This is a genomic window from Sphingobium sp. WTD-1, assembly GCF_030128825.1.
GTDB lineage: Bacteria > Pseudomonadota > Alphaproteobacteria > Sphingomonadales > Sphingomonadaceae > Sphingobium.
Window position 1 is genome coordinate 4,287,128 of sequence record NZ_CP119127.1, and the last position, 14,433, is coordinate 4,301,560.

Genomic DNA, 14,433 nt, shown 5'->3' on the forward strand with positions numbered 1-14,433 from the left:
GTTGCGTGGCCTCGTCCGCGGCGGCATAGGGCAGCGATGCACGACATCCGCTTCATCCGCGAAAATCCCGCCGCTTTCGACGCCGCCCTGGCGCGCCGTGGCCTGGCCCCGCTGTCCGCCGATATATTGGCGCTGGACGAAAAGAGCCGCGCGCTCAAGACGGAGTTGCAGCAGGGGCAGGCCCGCCGCAACGAGGCGAGCAAGGCGATCGGTCAGGCGATGGCGGCCAAGGACATGGAAAAGGCCGAGGCGCTGAAGGCCGAGGTCGCGGCGCTCAAGGAAGGCACGCCGGCGCTGGAAACAGCAGAGGCCGAGGTCGGCGCGGCGCTCAATGCGATGCTGGCGGCGATCCCCAACCTGCCCGCCGACGATGTGCCGCAGGGCGCGGATGAAGCCGGCAATGTCGAGCTGAGCCGCTGGGGCACTATCCGCGATTTCGATTTCGCGCCGCAGGACCATGCCGATTTCGGCCCGGCGCTGGGACTGGATTTCGAGGGCGGCGCGGCGCTGTCGGGCGCGCGCTTCACTGCGCTGCGTGGGGCAATGGCGCGGCTGCACCGGGCGCTGGCGCAATATATGCTGGACACCCAGAGCGCGACCAACGGCTATGAGGAAACCAACCCGCCGCTGCTGGTGCGCGACGAGGCGCTGTTCGGCACCGGCCAGTTGCCGAAGTTCGCCGAGGACCTGTTCCGCACCACCGATGGCCGCTGGCTGATCCCGACTGCCGAAGTGTCGCTGACCAATCTGGTCGCCGAGCAGATCGTGCCGACCGACACCCTGCCGGTGCGGCTGACTGCGCTGACCCCCTGCTTCCGGTCCGAGGCCGGATCGGCCGGGCGCGACACGCGCGGCTTCATCCGCCAGCATCAGTTCGAGAAGGTCGAGCTGGTCGCGATCTGCGCGCCCGAGGAATCCGACGCCGAGCATGAGCGGATGGTGCAGGCGGCCGAGGGCATCCTGCAGGCGCTGAACCTGCCCTATCGCAAGATGCTGCTGTGCAGCGGCGACTTGGGCTTTGGCGCGCGCAAGACCTATGACCTGGAAGTCTGGCTGCCGAGCCAGGCGACCTATCGCGAGATCAGCTCCGTTTCCAACTGCGGCGATTTCCAGGCGCGGCGGATGAACGCCCGCTACAAGCCGGAGGGGGAGAAGGCGACGCGCTTCCTCCACACCCTCAACGGATCGGGCCTGGCGGTCGGTCGCACGCTGGTCGCGGTGCTGGAAAATTACCAGCAGGCCGATGGCAGCGTGATCGTGCCCGACGTGCTGGCGCCCTATATGGGCGGCATCACCAAGCTGGAGCCGCGATAAAAAGGAACGGGCGATGCGCATCCTCCTCACCAATGACGATGGCGTCCATGCGCCGGGGCTGAAGGTGCTGGAGGCGATCGCTCGCACCCTGTCCGACGATATCTGGATCGTCGCGCCCAGCGAGGAACAGTCGGGCGCGGGCCACAGCCTGACGCTGACCCGCCCGTTGCGCATCCGCAAGCATGGCGAAAAGCATTATAGCGTCACCGGCACGCCGACCGACGCGGTGATGATGGCGGTCGGCCATCTGATGAAGGATGCCAAGCCCGATCTGGTCCTGTCGGGCGTCAATCGCGGCGCCAACCTGGCCGAGGACGTGACCTATTCGGGCACTGTCGCGGCTGCGATGGAGGGCGCGATTTCCGGCATCAAGTCGATCGCGCTGAGCCAGGTCTATGCCCGCGAGGCGATGGGCGATGCGGTGCCCTTTGCCGCAGCGGAGGCCTGGGGCGAGCGGGTGCTGCGCCCGCTGATCGCGATGCCGGCCAGCCCGCGCCTGCTATTCAACGTCAATTTTCCCGCGATCGACCCGGACAGGGTCAAGGGCGTGCGCGTGGTGCGGCAGGGCTTCCATGACATCGACCGGACCAAAATCATCGAGGGCACCGATCCGCGCGGCTATCGCTATTACTGGTTTGGCCTGGGCCGCAGCGATTCCGCGCCCGAGGGCAGTGATCTGGCGGCCGTCGCAGAAGACTATATCGCGGTGACGCCGCTCCATTATGATCTGACGCAGGATGGCGCGCTGGCGGCGACGGCGCAGGCATTTTCGGACTGACTTACGCTCCGGGGGGAGACCATATGGCTGGACATGACAAGGGGCGGCGCTGGCTGCCCATGGCGCCGCTGCCGCTGCTGCTGGCGGGCTGTATCCCTGCCCCCGTGCAGGACAGCGCGCCCTATGCCGCGCCCCTGCCCCCGGCCCAGCCGGCGCCCGCCATTCCACCATCGCCGAGCATGCCGCCGCAACCATCCCAGCACGCCTCGCCCGAACCGCAGATGATCGAGCGCAAACCAGTCTGGACCGCGCAGCAGGTGACGGCGAATGCGCGGACGGTGGCCGCCAGCACCTATAGCGTGCAGCCGGGCGACACGCTGCGCGGCATTGGCAACCGCACCGGCGCGGGATCGGACGCGATCGCACGGGCCAATGGGCTGGCGCCGCCCTATGCGCTGCGGCCGGGGCAGAGCCTGTCGATCCCCGGTGGGCGCTATCATGCGGTGGCGGAGGGCGAGACGGGCATCGCGATCGCCGTGGCCTATGGCGTGCGGTGGAGCGAGATTGTCGACATCAATGGCCTGACCGAACCCTATGTGCTGCGGCGCGGCCAGCGGTTGCTGCTGCCCGGTGGCGGGATGCCGGCCGCGCCGGTGGCGGCGCAGCCGGTGCGGCCGGCCGCATCCAGCCTGGAGCAGCGCGCCGCCGCCTTCCGCATCGATATCGACGATGTGCTGACCGGCGGCCAGCCGGCCGTTGCCGAGGAGAAGCCGCGCGCGGTGGCCAAGGCCCAGCCCCGCCCCCTGCCCTCCAATGTGCCGATCGCCCAGCCTGGCGGCTTTTCCGGTCCATTCGCCTGGCCGCTCAAGGGCAATATCCTTTCCCGCTTCGGCCCCGGCGAAAGCGGTGCCAAGAATAACGGCATCGACATTGCCGCGCCGATCGGCACGCCGATCCGGGCAGCGGCGGACGGCGTCGTCGCCTATGCCGGCGACAGCATCGCGGTGTTCGGCGGCCTCATCCTCATCACCCATGGCAGCGGCTGGGTCAGCGCCTATGGCCATGCCAACCGGATCGACGTGGTGCGCGGGCAGAAGGTGACGAAGGGTCAGGTGATTGGCCTCAGCGGTGACACAGGCTATGCCAGCAAGCCGAAGCTGCATTTCGAGCTGCGCAAGGACCGGGTGCCGATCAATCCCATGACCCAGCTGCCCACCTCATGAAGATCGCGCCGCCACCATCGGCATCGTCCATGGCCGGCTTTCTGCGGCGGCGATCGGCGCTGCCGGTCTGGGCGGACCTCGCCTGGCGGGTGGTGCTGGTCTTTGGCCTGATCGCGATCGTGCTGGCGCTCCACTGGTTCGGGCGCGATGGTCTCAAGGACAATTATGACGACCAGATCAGCTTCATCGACGTGCTCTATTTCACCACGGTCACCGTCACCACGGTCGGCTATGGCGATATCGTGCCGGTCTCGCCCGAAGCGCGCCTGTTCGAATCCATCTTCGTCACGCCGATCCGGCTGTTCGTCTGGATCATCTTTCTGGGCACCGCCTATAATCTCTTCTTCCGCAACATCCTCTACAGGTGGCGCATGGCACGCATTCAGGCCGATCTGCACAATCATATCGTCGTCACCGGTTTCGGCACCAGCGGCCAGGAGGCGGTGAACGAACTGCTGGCGCGCGGCACCGACCCGCGCGAGATCGTGGTGATCGACGGCAGCGAGAAGGCGCTGGACCATGCCGAAGCGCTGGGCTGCAACGTGCTGTGCGGCGACAGCACGCGCGACAAGACGCTGAAGGATGTGGCCATCCACCGCGCCCGCACGATGATCGTGTCGGCAGGACGCGACGACACCTCGATCCTGATTACGCTCACCGCGCGGCACCTGGCGCCGCGCCTGCCGATCAGCATCGTCGTGCGCAACGAGGACAATGAGGTGCCCGCGCGCCAAGCCGGCGCCACCACGGTCATCAACCCGGTCAGCTTTGCCGGGCTGCTGCTGGCCGGCAGCACCAGCGGCAAGCATATCGCCGACTATATGGCCGATCTCGCGGCATCGGGTGGTCGGGTGAAGCTGCACGAACGGCCGGTCCTGCCGCAGGAAATCGGCCAGCCGCTTTCGGCCATCGGCACGGGCCTGGGCGTGCGCATCTATCGCGGCGACCATCCTATCGGCTTCTGGGAAGAAGGCGCGCGAGCGCTCCAGACCGGCGACTGCATCATCGAGATCGTGGAAGAAACCGGCGCCACGCCCCGCGTCGACGATCAATAGGTTCAAACCAGCGACAGACTGAACATGTTTGTTGCGCCACAGCAACATATGGCAAAATTCGTGCTACCCACGGTGCAGCGCAGCATGAGGCCAATTGCCTTGCTGTCATAGAATGGCAACACTCCCCCTCAGGTCTGATTTTTGAGGGGTGAAATATGCGCTTGAAAAATTTCCTGAAAACCGGCGTCCTGCTGTCCGCCTTCATCTACAACGCACCGTCTTTCGCCCAATCCGCTGCGCCGCAGGCCGATGATGCCGGGGCCATCATCGTTACCGGATCGCGCATCCGCCAGAATCCGCTGGACCAGGACAAGCCGATCGTCACGGTCGATCAGGAAGCGATCGCGCGGACCGGCCTTTCCTCCATCGCCGACGTGCTGCAGCGCATTCCCAGCGCCGCCGGCGGCCTCAACACCAAGGTCAACAATGCCGGCAATATCGGTGGCCCGCCCGACGGCACCGGCGTCAGCTCCGGCTCGGCCGAAGTCGACCTGCGCTATCTGGGCGCCAAGCGCACGCTGATCCTGGTCGATGGCATGCGCTATGTGAACGGCTCGGCGGCCGGTGGCATTCCCGCCTCGGTCGACCTCAATTCGATCCCCGCCAACATGATCGAACGGGTCGAGGTGCTGCAATCGGGCGCCTCCCCGCTTTATGGGTCGGACGCAATCGCCGGCGTCGTCAACATCATCACCAAACAGTCGCAGAAGGGGCTCGACCTGTCCGCCCAGTTCGGCACCTATGAACAGGGCGATGGCGACACCTGGGACATCAATGCCAGCTATGGCGTCCAGAGCGAGCGCGTCTCGATCGTGTTCGGCGCCAATTATGTGAACCAGGGCAGCGTCGGCACGTCAGCCCGTTCGATCTCCCAATGGCCGACGCCGGGCGCCACCAGCTGCGCCGCTGGCGGCTGTTCCAGCGCGACGCCCAATGGCCGCTATGACGTACTGGGCCAGAGCCTGACGCTCAGCAACCCGGTCATCGGCCGTGCGCCTGTGCTGTCGGACTATCGCAACTATAGTTCGGCAACTGACTCCTTCAACTTCCAGCCCTATAATTATCTGCTCACCCCGTCGGAGCGCTATGGCGGCTTCATCAACCTGAAGGCGGAACTGAGCGACAATATCAACCTGCGCACGCGCATGGTCTATCAGCATCGCGGATCGACCACGATAGCCGCGCCGCTGCCGCTGTTCATCGGCCCGGATGCCGGCAACGGCAATCTACTCGACACCATCACGATCGATGCCAGCAACCCCTATAACCCGTTCGGCGTGACCCTCTCGTCCGGGGCCGACGGGTCGCCGGCCAATTATTCCACGGTGCGCCGGCGCTTCATCGAAGGCGGGCCGCGCACCTTCACCCAGAGCGTCGACACCATGACCATGGCCGCCACTCTGGACGGGTCGTTCGATGTCGGTTCGCGCACCTGGTATTGGGACGTCAACGGCATCTATGGCAGCAACAATGCGCACCAGACCTTCACCGGCAACCTGAACGCATCCAAGCTGGCCCAGGCGCTGGGTCCGGTCGGCAACTGCACCGGCGAGTGCGTGCCGTTCAACATCTTCGGCGGCGCGGGATCAATCACCCAGGCCATGCTGGATTATGTGACATTCGACGAACATGACCGCAGCACCCAGGAATTGTGGGACGCCACCGCCAACCTGTCGGGCGAATTGTTCAACCTGCCCGGCGGTGCGGTCGCCTTCGCGGTCGGCTATGAACATCGTAACCAGCGGGCGAGCTACACCCCCGATCCGATCATCACGGCGGGTCTGGGCGCCGACGTGCCGACCAGCCCGGCCGCGGGCAGCTTCAATGTCGATGAAGTCTATGGCGAAATCCGCATCCCGATCCTCTCCGACGTGCCCTTCTTCCAGAAGCTGGAGCTGGACGGCGCGGTCCGCCATTCCAACTATAGCAGCTTTGGCAGCAACACGACCTTCACCGCGTCGGGCCTGTGGAAGCCGGTCAAGGATCTGTTGTTCCGCGGCGGCTATGCCGAAAGCCTGCGCGCGCCGAGCATCGGCGAACTCTATGCCGGTCGTTCGCGCACCGACGCAACGATCGACGATCCCTGTACCAGCGCGGCGGGCGGCGCGTTCCAGACCAATGCCACCGTCCGCGCCAACTGCATCGCCAATGGCGTGCCGCCCGATGGCAGCTATGCCGAACCGACCGGCGGCCAGCTCGGCATCTTCTCGCAAGGGTCGACCGCGCTGAAGCCGGAAACGGCCAAGACCTGGACGCTCGGCGGCGTCTACAGCCCGTCCTGGGCGCGCGGCAATTATGCCACCACCCTGACGCTGGAGGTCAATTACTATAATATCAGCCTCAAGAACGCGATCGACTCGGTCCCGGCCTCGCTGACCCTGTCGCGTTGCGCCTATGAGGCCGATCCGGTGAGCTGCGCCGCCATCAGCCGCACCGGCAGCGGCAGCGTCGCGGGCATCAACGGCGTGCTGCAGAACCTGAACGCCATCAAGACCGACGGCATCGACGCATCGTTCAACTATCGCTCGCCGGTGATTTCGAACGGCACGATCGGCCTGAACGTCAACGCGGCCTGGCTGTTCAAATATAATGTCGAGCCGCCCGCCGACCTGAATGCGCCGACCCAGAAATATGCCGGCACCGAACGGGGCAGCCCGGATCAGGCCTATCCCAAGTTCAAGGCCAATGCCACGCTCGACTGGTCGACGCCGGGCTATGGCGCCTCCTTCACCGGGCGCTACATCAGCGGCGTCGATGAACGCGACGGCGAGCATTCGCTTGGCCGCACCTTCTATGGTGACATCCAGCTCTATATCTCGCCGGCCTGGATGGACCATCGCACTCGGCTGACCTTCGGCGTCAACAATCTGTTCGATCAGGATCCGCCGGCCTGCTTCACCTGCGACAGCGCCAATTTCGATCCCACCACCTATGATGTGCCGGGCCAGTTCGGTTATCTGCGCCTGACCTACAAGATGTAAGGGATCAGGCCCTTAGCCATGGCGAAGGGCGTGTCCATTTGGGCGCGCCCTTTGTCTTTTCGGCTACCCCGTGACATTTGGCGCAAAAATCCCTATGTGCGCGCCGATCATGGCAACCAAAATCCCAGACGCGCCGAAGATCGGCATGGTTTCGCTCGGCTGTCCGAAGAACCTGGTCGACTCCGAACGTATCCTGACCAAGCTGCGTTCCGACGGCTATCAGATGTCCGCCGACTATGCCGGCGCCGACGTCGTGCTGGTCAACACCTGCGGCTTCCTCGATTCCGCCAAGGAAGAATCGCTCGAAGCGATCGGCGAGGCCATGGCTGAAAATGGCCGAGTCATCGTCACCGGCTGCATGGGCGACGAGGCGGACGTGATCCGCGCGAAATTCCCGCAGGTCCTGGCCGTCACCGGCGCGCATCAATATGAGCAGGTGGTCAATGCGGTGCATGACGCATCGCCGCCCATCCCCAACGCCTTTGTCGACCTGGTGCCCGAAGGCGGGCTGAAGCTCACCCCGCGCCATTACAGCTATCTGAAGATTTCAGAGGGCTGCAACCATCGTTGCTCCTTCTGCATCATCCCCTCGATCCGCGGCGACCTGGTGTCGCGCCGGATCGACGCGGTGCTGCGCGAGGCGGAAAAGCTGGTCGCGGCCGGCACCAAGGAATTGCTGGTCATCAGCCAGGATACCTCGGCCTATGGCGTCGACACCCGCCACGAGCCGCGCATGTGGAAGGGCCGCGAAGTCCGCGCCCATATGACCGACATGGCGCGCGAACTGGGCCAGCTGCGCACGGCGGACGGCGTCGCGCCCTGGGTCCGCCTCCACTATGTCTATCCCTATCCCCATGTCGATCATGTCATCCCGCTGATGGCCGAAGGGCTGCTGACGCCCTATCTCGACATTCCCTTCCAGCATGCTTCGCCGAGCGTATTGAAGGCGATGAAGCGCCCGGCCAATGAAGCCAAGGTGCTCGACCGCATCCGCAAGTGGCGTGACATCTGCCCAGACATCGCGATCCGCTCCAGCTTCGTCGTCGGCTTCCCCGGCGAGACCGAGGCGGACTTCCAGTATCTGCTCGACTGGCTGGACGAGGCGCAGCTCGACCGCGTCGGCGCCTTCCGCTTCGAGCCGGTCGAGGGCGCAGCCGCCAATGACCTGCCCGGCGCGGTGCCCGAAGAGGTCAAGGAAGAACGCTATCAGCGGATCATGGAAAAGACCGCCGCGATCAGCGCCGCCAAGCTGCAGGCGAAGGTCGGCCGGGTCATGCCGGTGATCATCGACGAGGTCGGCGAGCCGGACGAGGAAGATGGCAGCATCGGCGCGACCGCGCGCAGCCAGGCCGACGCGCCGGAAATCGACGGCAATGTCTTCCTGCGCGACGTCGGCGAAGGCCGCAAGGCGGGCGACATGTTCGACGTGCTGATCGAGGATGCCGACGATCACGACCTGTATGGCGTGCCGGCCTGAACAGGATCGTCATTGCGAGCGCAGCGACGCAATCCATGGATTGCCGCGGCGCTTCGCGCCTCGCAATGGCGGCTATTCTCAGGGCCTGACGACGGCGTCCTGATATTCGGTCTTGATCACCTTGTAGATCGCGGCGTCGATCGGCAGCTTGATGTCATAGCTGCCCTCGGCATAGGGGCCGGCGCCATAGGGGCCGATCGTCACCTGGATGCCATCGATCAACTTGCCGTCGCGCGATATCGGCGCCAGCACCTGCTTCATCGGATCGATGCATTTGGTGAAATCATCGTCGCCCGGCACCACCGGCGCACCGCGCTTTTCCGCCCGCGCCCGATCGAGCGCCTTGCAGAAACTGTCATGAATCGCCGCTGCAAAGGCCGCTTCGGAGGTCAGCAGCGCGCCGAAATCGGTCTCGCGCCGCCGCTCCTTGTCCCATAGCAGCGCTTCATAGCCGGTCATGCCATGGGCGCCACCGGTATACATGTAATTGGCGGACTCGAGCGCCAGGAAGCGCGGCGTATCGGCCATCACGCTCCAGCGCGTCTCGCGGCTGTGGGTGTGGAAGGGGAAGCCGGCCTTCTTCGCCGAGTCCCGATCCTGCGTCGCCATCTTGAGCGCATCGGCCTTGTTCTCGGCCATGGCCCTGGCGAAGCGATCGACCAGCGTCGGGATCGCCGCCGCCTGCGCCGGATAGGCGTAGAGAAATTCCAGCAGATCGGTCTTGTCCGACTGCTCAAATGGTTTGGCGGGTGGGGCAGCGGGCCGCGTGGTGCCGGCCATGCGGTCGACAAAGGCGCGCATCGTCGCATTGGCAGGCATGTTGCCGCCGGGCGGATCATCCTCTTGCGATCGCGAACAGCCCGACAGCAACAGGGCTGCGAGCAGCAGCCCCGTCGTCCCGTTCCCCCACCCTGCCCGCATCAGTGCGGCTTGGCCGTCAGGCAGCGTTCGCTGATCGCCTTGCGCGCATAGTCGCCGGCGAGCGCGCGATGGATATTGGGCCAGCCTTCGGCCACCAGCGCCTGCTCGACCGCATGGGCGTTGGCGAACTGGCCGCTTTCGGCCAGCGCATAGGCGCGGGCGCGCAGCGCCTGCAGGCCGCTATTGTCGGAACGGATCATGGCTACTCTCCTTGCCGTTTATTATGATCTGGAACCTAGGCACTTGGGCCACAATAGGCAAATGCCCTGACGGCCGGCCGGGTTTCCACCGGGACGAAAGAAGATGCAAAAAATGGCCCGTTCCCATGTGGAGCGCTTTCTCCTACATCCCTGTGCATGACCGAATTTGCCGACCTGCTCAAAGCCGATAATGGCCAGCCCGCCCGTTCCATCCAGTTGATCGAAGCGGCCGAACTGGACGCCTGGTTCACTGCCCAGCCCGAGCGGGTCCGCGCCCTGATCAGCGCCCAGAAATTCCACGCCAAGCCGAACGAATATGCGATCATCCCCGGCGAGGGACAGAGCGACTGGTCGGTCGTGGCCGGGGTCGCCAAGCGCGACGCGCTCGGCAGTTGGTGCCTGGCCAGGCTGGCCGAAAGCCTGCCCGAGGGCAGCTATCGCCTGGCCGAGGGCAACACTGGCGCGGCGGCGCTGGGCTGGCTGACGGCGCAATATCGGTTCGAACGCTATCGCAGGGATGAGGGCGCGACCGGCCCACGCGTGCTGCTGACGAGCGACGTCGCCCGGATCGAGGCGATCGTGCAGCAGGCCGAAGCGGTGGCGCTGGTCCGCGACCTGGTCAACACGCCGGCCGCCGACATGGGGCCGCAGGATCTGGAAGAGGCCGTGCGCCAGCTGGCGCAGATCCATGGCGGAGACGTGCAGGTGACGCGTGGCGACGCGCTGGAGCAGGGTTTCCCGATGATCCATGCCGTCGGCAAGGCGGCGGACAAGAGCTTTGCCCCGCGCCTCATCGAAATGAGCTGGGGCGATCCCAGCGCGCCGCGCATCGCCGTGGTCGGCAAGGGCATCTGCTTCGACAGCGGCGGCCTGGATATCAAGCCATCATCGGGCATGCGCCTGATGAAGAAGGATATGGGCGGCGCGGCCCATGCGATCGCGCTGGCCCGGCTGATCATCGGCGCGCGCCTGCCGGTACGGCTGCACCTGCTGGTGCCGACCGCCGAAAATGCCATCAGCGGCAATGCCTTCCGCCCCGGCGACATATTGCGCAGCCGGCAGGGGCTGACGGTGGAGATCGGCAATACCGACGCCGAGGGGCGCCTGGTGCTGGGCGACGCGCTGACCCGCGCGGGCGAGGAAAAGCCCGAGCTGATCGTGGACTTCGCCACCCTGACCGGCGCGGCGCGCGTAGCCGTCGGCCCGGACCTGCCGGCGCTGTTCACCAATGACGAGGCGCTGGCGACCGACATTGCAGCGGCCGGCACGGCTGTCGACGACCCGACCTGGCGCCTGCCGCTGTGGGACGGCTATTATGACATGCTGAAGTCCGACATTGCCGACCTGAACAATGCCGGCGAAGGCGGCTTTGCCGGCGCGGTGACCGCGGCCCTGTTCCTGCAACGCTTCGTGCCGGACGGCACGGCCTGGCTTCACCTCGACACCTTCGCCTGGCGACCGGCGGCCCGTCCGGGCCGGCCCAAGGGCGGCGAGGCGCTGGGCCTGCGCGCGGTCTTCCGCCTGCTCCAGCAGCGCTACGACGGCGCACGATAGCCAAACTGCAATATCCTGCGATCCGTTACGCAACCGGATTGGCTATCATGCGTTAGGGGGGCATGAACGCGCTCGCTTCCCCGCAACAGGCCGCCCAGATCGACCGTCCCGGCATACAGCCGCTCAGCCAGTGGATGCGGACCCTGGTGGATTATGTGCGGTCGGGGAAACCCGACCTCACCAACCGCCAGATGGCCCTGATGCTGACCGTCTATATCGGCGGTGGCCCGCATACGGTCCGTGGCCTTGCCGAACAACTGCATGTGTCCAAGCCGGTCATCACCCGCGCGCTGAACAAGCTTTCGGCGCTCGGCTATCTCCGACGAGAGCGGGATGCGGCCGATCGGCGCAATATTTTCATCACCCGCACGTCGAAGGGCGCGGAATTCCTTGACGCCTTTCACCATTTCATCGCAGGAACCGCGCGCGATGACAGGCCAGATCAACACCGCGCGGAGCGCACCGCCTAAAAGAACCCGGTTCAAGCTGGACGGCAGATCCGTCGCGCTCGACCACCGCGTGCATGCGGCGCGTGGCGACCTTGCGGATATCTCGCTCGCCGGCGTGCTCTTTTCCGCCCATTATGCCCGCGCGGTCGAACTGACCTGCGTGGCGCCCGGTGCGCCGATCCTGTCCCAGCCCTCGCACACGGCCGAGGCGGTGAGCGAATTGCTGCGCGGTGAAAGCTTCCATGCGCTCGACGTCACGACCGACTGGGCCTGGGGCTTTTGCGGGCATGACGGCTATGTCGGCTATATCCGCCGCGACGCGCTGGACGTGAAGGAGGCGGCCAGCCACCGCATCGTCAACCAGAGCGCGCCGCTGTTCAGCCGCGCCGACATCAAGGCGCCGATCGCCGATCACTGGCCGCTGGGCGCCCGCTTCGGCGGCGAGACCGAGGACAGCTTCCTCGCGACCGGCGACGGCTTCATCCATGGCCGCCATGCCGCCCCGCTCGACTCGCCGGAAAGCGACTGGGTCGCGGTGGCGCAGCGCTATCTGGGCCAGCCCTATGTCTGGGGCGGCCGTGGCCATCGCGGCATCGACTGTTCGGGCCTGGTGCAGGTCGCGCTGGGTGAATGCGGCATCGCCGTGCCGCGCGACACCGACCTGCAGTGCGAGGGCATTGGCGCGCCGATCGAGGCGAGCGCGCCGTTGCAGCGCGGCGACCTGATCTTCTTCCCCGGCCATGTCGGGATCATGGCCGACGCCACCCATATGCTGCACGCCAACGCCCATTGGATGGCCGTGGTGGTCGAGCCGCTGGCCGATGTCGTCGCCCGGCTGGCGCCCGACCATGAACAGCCGATCATCGCGCGGCGGAGGATTGCCCTGTGACCACGAAGATCTTCATCGACGGCGGCCATGGCACCACCGGCATCGAGATTGCCGATCGCCTGGCCGACCGGTCCGAACTGTCGCTGATCACGGTCGACGAGAAGGATCGCCGCAACATGGCGGCCCGGCGCGACGCGCTGAACGCGGCCGACATCGTGATCCTGTGCCTGCCCGACGATGCCGCGCGCGAATCCGTGTCGATGATCGACAATGACCGCACCCGCGTGATCGACGCATCGACCGCGCACCGCGTCGCCGACGGCTGGACCTATGGCTTCCCCGAACTGGAGCCGGGCCATCGCGAGCGGCTGGCCAACAGCCGCTTCGTTGCCAATCCCGGCTGCTGGCCGACCGGCTTCCTGGGTCTGGTCCGTCCGCTGGTGCTGGCCGGCCTGCTGCCGGCAGACTGGCCGGTGACGGTGTCGGGTGCATCGGGCTATTCGGGCGGCGGCAAGGCGATGATCGCCGAATATGAGTGCACTGACGGTGCGCCGACCGCCTTCCGCGCCTATGGCCTGAGCCTGGCGCACAAGCATGTGCCGGAAATGACCCGCTATTCGGGCCTGGCTCATCCGCCGCTGTTCGCGCCGGCCGTCGCCAACGCCTATCGTGGCATGCTGGTGGAAGTGCCGCTGCAACTGCGCGCCATGCCCGGCACGCCAGCCCCGGCGAACATCCACGCCGCGCTGGCCGCCGCTTATGAAGGGTCGCCGATCGTCAGCGTGACGCCGCTGGCCGACAGCGAAGCCATGGCACAGATCGAGGTCGAGCATGTCGGCGCGACCGACCGCCTGTCGCTGTCGGTGTTCGGCAATGCGCAGAGCGGCCAGGCCCGCCTGGTCGCCACGCTCGACAATCTGGGCAAGGGCGCTGCGGGCGCCGCCGTGCAGAATCTCAACATCCTGGCCGGCCTGCCGGAAACGGCCGGCCTGCGGCTCTAAATCGCCTGCAAGCAGACAGCAAAAAGGCCGGAGCGTTTGTCACGCTCCGGCCTTTTTGCGTTCAGGCGATCAGTGGATCGTGCCGAGCGGCTGGTCATGGGCCAGCAGCACGATCAGCCGCTCGATCTGTCGCCAGTGGCAGAAATGGATGTGGTTGCCGAGATCACGGCTGCGATCGGCCCGCGCCGCGGCCTCATAGCCGGCATTGGCCCCAAAGGTCGCGATCAGTTCCGTCGCATCCTCATAGCTCTTTCGATCCGAAAGATACGGCATGTTCATGCAACCCCCGATTATTGCGCGCCCTTTCGTTACCCCCAATCAACCTCCATGCCAGTTTGATGCTTTGGCACAGCGGGCCGGAGACGAAGGTGAACGACCGGTTAGGCAAGTCCCAGGTCGGGACAAACGCGCCATTTCGGGACGCCCGCCGTTCCAATCCGGGACGGGAAGGACGGCGCGACAAGCATCTGGCCATAGGCGACGGGCCATGGCAAGGATAGGCCATGAACAAGGCGAAGAATCCGACCGGCGCGGGCGCCATCATCGCATTGCTGATCATGGCCGGGGCGATCGGCGGCGGCCTGCTGGGCCAGCCCAGCATCGGCCTGCTGGTCGGCACCGGGGCCGGCATCCTGATTGCCCTGCTGCTGTGGCTGCGCGAACGAAAGGCCTAGGAGCCTGTTTGAAAAATGCGCGGAAGAGCGCATTTTC

General features: G+C 65.9%; 14 protein-coding genes. 11 read left to right on the forward strand and 3 right to left on the reverse strand.

Annotated features, from left to right (window positions below; genetic code table 11):
* Positions 1–36: 36 nt before the first annotated feature.
* From serS to rimO, 6 genes are all read left to right on the forward strand, one after another.
* Positions 37–1,314, forward strand: a complete 1,278-nt coding sequence (gene serS / locus N6H05_RS21320) for a serine--tRNA ligase (protein WP_284111575.1) — start codon at positions 37–39, stop codon at positions 1,312–1,314.
* Positions 1,315–1,327: 13 nt separating this feature from the next.
* Complete coding sequence (surE, locus tag N6H05_RS21325) at positions 1,328–2,092, forward strand: 5'/3'-nucleotidase SurE (RefSeq protein ID WP_284111576.1); 765 nt, start codon at positions 1,328–1,330, stop codon at positions 2,090–2,092.
* Between the two features lie 59 nt (positions 2,093–2,151).
* Positions 2,152–3,255 (forward strand): LysM peptidoglycan-binding domain-containing M23 family metallopeptidase, encoded by a 1,104-nt coding sequence (locus tag N6H05_RS21330; RefSeq protein ID WP_284114290.1) that lies wholly within the window; start codon positions 2,152–2,154, stop codon positions 3,253–3,255.
* Complete coding sequence (locus N6H05_RS21335) at positions 3,252–4,310, forward strand: potassium channel family protein (protein WP_284111577.1); 1,059 nt, start codon at positions 3,252–3,254, stop codon at positions 4,308–4,310. Before N6H05_RS21330 ends, N6H05_RS21335 begins: the two co-directional genes overlap by 4 nt.
* Before the next feature lie 155 nt (positions 4,311–4,465).
* A complete protein-coding gene (locus N6H05_RS21340; protein ID WP_284111578.1) occupies positions 4,466–7,291 on the forward strand; it encodes a TonB-dependent receptor domain-containing protein in 2,826 nt (941 codons plus the stop codon).
* A 94-nt stretch (positions 7,292–7,385) separates the two neighbouring features.
* On the forward strand, positions 7,386–8,768 hold the full coding sequence (rimO, locus tag N6H05_RS21345; protein WP_172438596.1) for a 30S ribosomal protein S12 methylthiotransferase RimO: 1,383 nt from the start codon (positions 7,386–7,388) through the stop codon (positions 8,766–8,768).
* Between the two features lie 78 nt (positions 8,769–8,846).
* Here rimO and N6H05_RS21350 read toward each other — a convergent pair whose 3' ends face one another.
* On the reverse strand, positions 8,847–9,689 hold the full coding sequence (locus tag N6H05_RS21350; protein ID WP_284111580.1) for a DUF4163 domain-containing protein: 843 nt from the start codon (positions 9,687–9,689) through the stop codon (positions 8,847–8,849).
* Complete coding sequence (locus tag N6H05_RS21355) at positions 9,689–9,889, reverse strand: hypothetical protein (protein ID WP_004211387.1); 201 nt, start codon at positions 9,887–9,889, stop codon at positions 9,689–9,691. The genes N6H05_RS21350 and N6H05_RS21355 overlap by 1 nt, the downstream gene beginning before the upstream one ends.
* A 156-nt stretch (positions 9,890–10,045) precedes the next feature.
* Here N6H05_RS21355 and N6H05_RS21360 point away from each other — a divergent pair, with 156 nt between their 5' ends.
* From N6H05_RS21360 to argC, 4 genes are all read left to right on the forward strand, one after another.
* Positions 10,046–11,443 (forward strand): leucyl aminopeptidase family protein, encoded by a 1,398-nt coding sequence (locus tag N6H05_RS21360; RefSeq protein ID WP_284111581.1) that lies wholly within the window; start codon positions 10,046–10,048, stop codon positions 11,441–11,443.
* Positions 11,444–11,505: 62 nt separating this feature from the next.
* Positions 11,506–11,913, forward strand: a complete 408-nt coding sequence (locus N6H05_RS21365) for a MarR family transcriptional regulator (RefSeq protein WP_284111582.1) — start codon at positions 11,506–11,508, stop codon at positions 11,911–11,913.
* On the forward strand, positions 11,873–12,781 hold the full coding sequence (locus N6H05_RS21370) for a C40 family peptidase (RefSeq protein WP_284111583.1): 909 nt from the start codon (positions 11,873–11,875) through the stop codon (positions 12,779–12,781). Before N6H05_RS21365 ends, N6H05_RS21370 begins: the two co-directional genes overlap by 41 nt.
* Complete coding sequence (gene argC, locus N6H05_RS21375) at positions 12,778–13,722, forward strand: N-acetyl-gamma-glutamyl-phosphate reductase (RefSeq protein WP_284111584.1); 945 nt, start codon at positions 12,778–12,780, stop codon at positions 13,720–13,722. The genes N6H05_RS21370 and argC overlap by 4 nt, the downstream gene beginning before the upstream one ends.
* A gap of 69 nt (positions 13,723–13,791) precedes the next feature.
* Here argC and N6H05_RS21380 read toward each other — a convergent pair whose 3' ends face one another.
* The gene (locus tag N6H05_RS21380) at positions 13,792–13,995 is read right to left on the reverse strand and encodes a hypothetical protein (protein WP_188080863.1); all 204 of its coding nucleotides are present in this window, start codon (positions 13,993–13,995) and stop codon (positions 13,792–13,794) included.
* A 230-nt stretch (positions 13,996–14,225) separates the two neighbouring features.
* Between N6H05_RS21380 and N6H05_RS21385 the strand changes: the two genes are divergently transcribed.
* Complete coding sequence (locus N6H05_RS21385) at positions 14,226–14,396, forward strand: hypothetical protein (protein ID WP_010337933.1); 171 nt, start codon at positions 14,226–14,228, stop codon at positions 14,394–14,396.
* Positions 14,397–14,433 lie beyond the last annotated feature (37 nt).

Coding starts and splice junctions, on each gene's coding strand:
- serS (WP_284111575.1), top strand. CDS start 37: ATGCACGACATCCGCTTCATCCGCGAAAATCCCGCCGCTTTCGACGCC.
- N6H05_RS21355 (WP_004211387.1), bottom strand. CDS start 9,889: ATGATCCGTTCCGACAATAGCGGCCTGCAGGCGCTGCGCGCCCGCGCC.
- surE (WP_284111576.1), top strand. CDS start 1,328: ATGCGCATCCTCCTCACCAATGACGATGGCGTCCATGCGCCGGGGCTG.
- N6H05_RS21370 (WP_284111583.1), top strand. CDS start 11,873: ATGACAGGCCAGATCAACACCGCGCGGAGCGCACCGCCTAAAAGAACC.
- N6H05_RS21365 (WP_284111582.1), top strand. CDS start 11,506: ATGAACGCGCTCGCTTCCCCGCAACAGGCCGCCCAGATCGACCGTCCC.
- rimO (WP_172438596.1), top strand. CDS start 7,386: ATGTGCGCGCCGATCATGGCAACCAAAATCCCAGACGCGCCGAAGATC.
- N6H05_RS21340 (WP_284111578.1), top strand. CDS start 4,466: ATGCGCTTGAAAAATTTCCTGAAAACCGGCGTCCTGCTGTCCGCCTTC.
- N6H05_RS21350 (WP_284111580.1), bottom strand. CDS start 9,689: ATGCGGGCAGGGTGGGGGAACGGGACGACGGGGCTGCTGCTCGCAGCC.
- N6H05_RS21335 (WP_284111577.1), top strand. CDS start 3,252: ATGAAGATCGCGCCGCCACCATCGGCATCGTCCATGGCCGGCTTTCTG.
- N6H05_RS21360 (WP_284111581.1), top strand. CDS start 10,046: ATGACCGAATTTGCCGACCTGCTCAAAGCCGATAATGGCCAGCCCGCC.
- N6H05_RS21380 (WP_188080863.1), bottom strand. CDS start 13,995: ATGCCGTATCTTTCGGATCGAAAGAGCTATGAGGATGCGACGGAACTG.
- N6H05_RS21330 (WP_284114290.1), top strand. CDS start 2,152: ATGGCGCCGCTGCCGCTGCTGCTGGCGGGCTGTATCCCTGCCCCCGTG.
- N6H05_RS21385 (WP_010337933.1), top strand. CDS start 14,226: ATGAACAAGGCGAAGAATCCGACCGGCGCGGGCGCCATCATCGCATTG.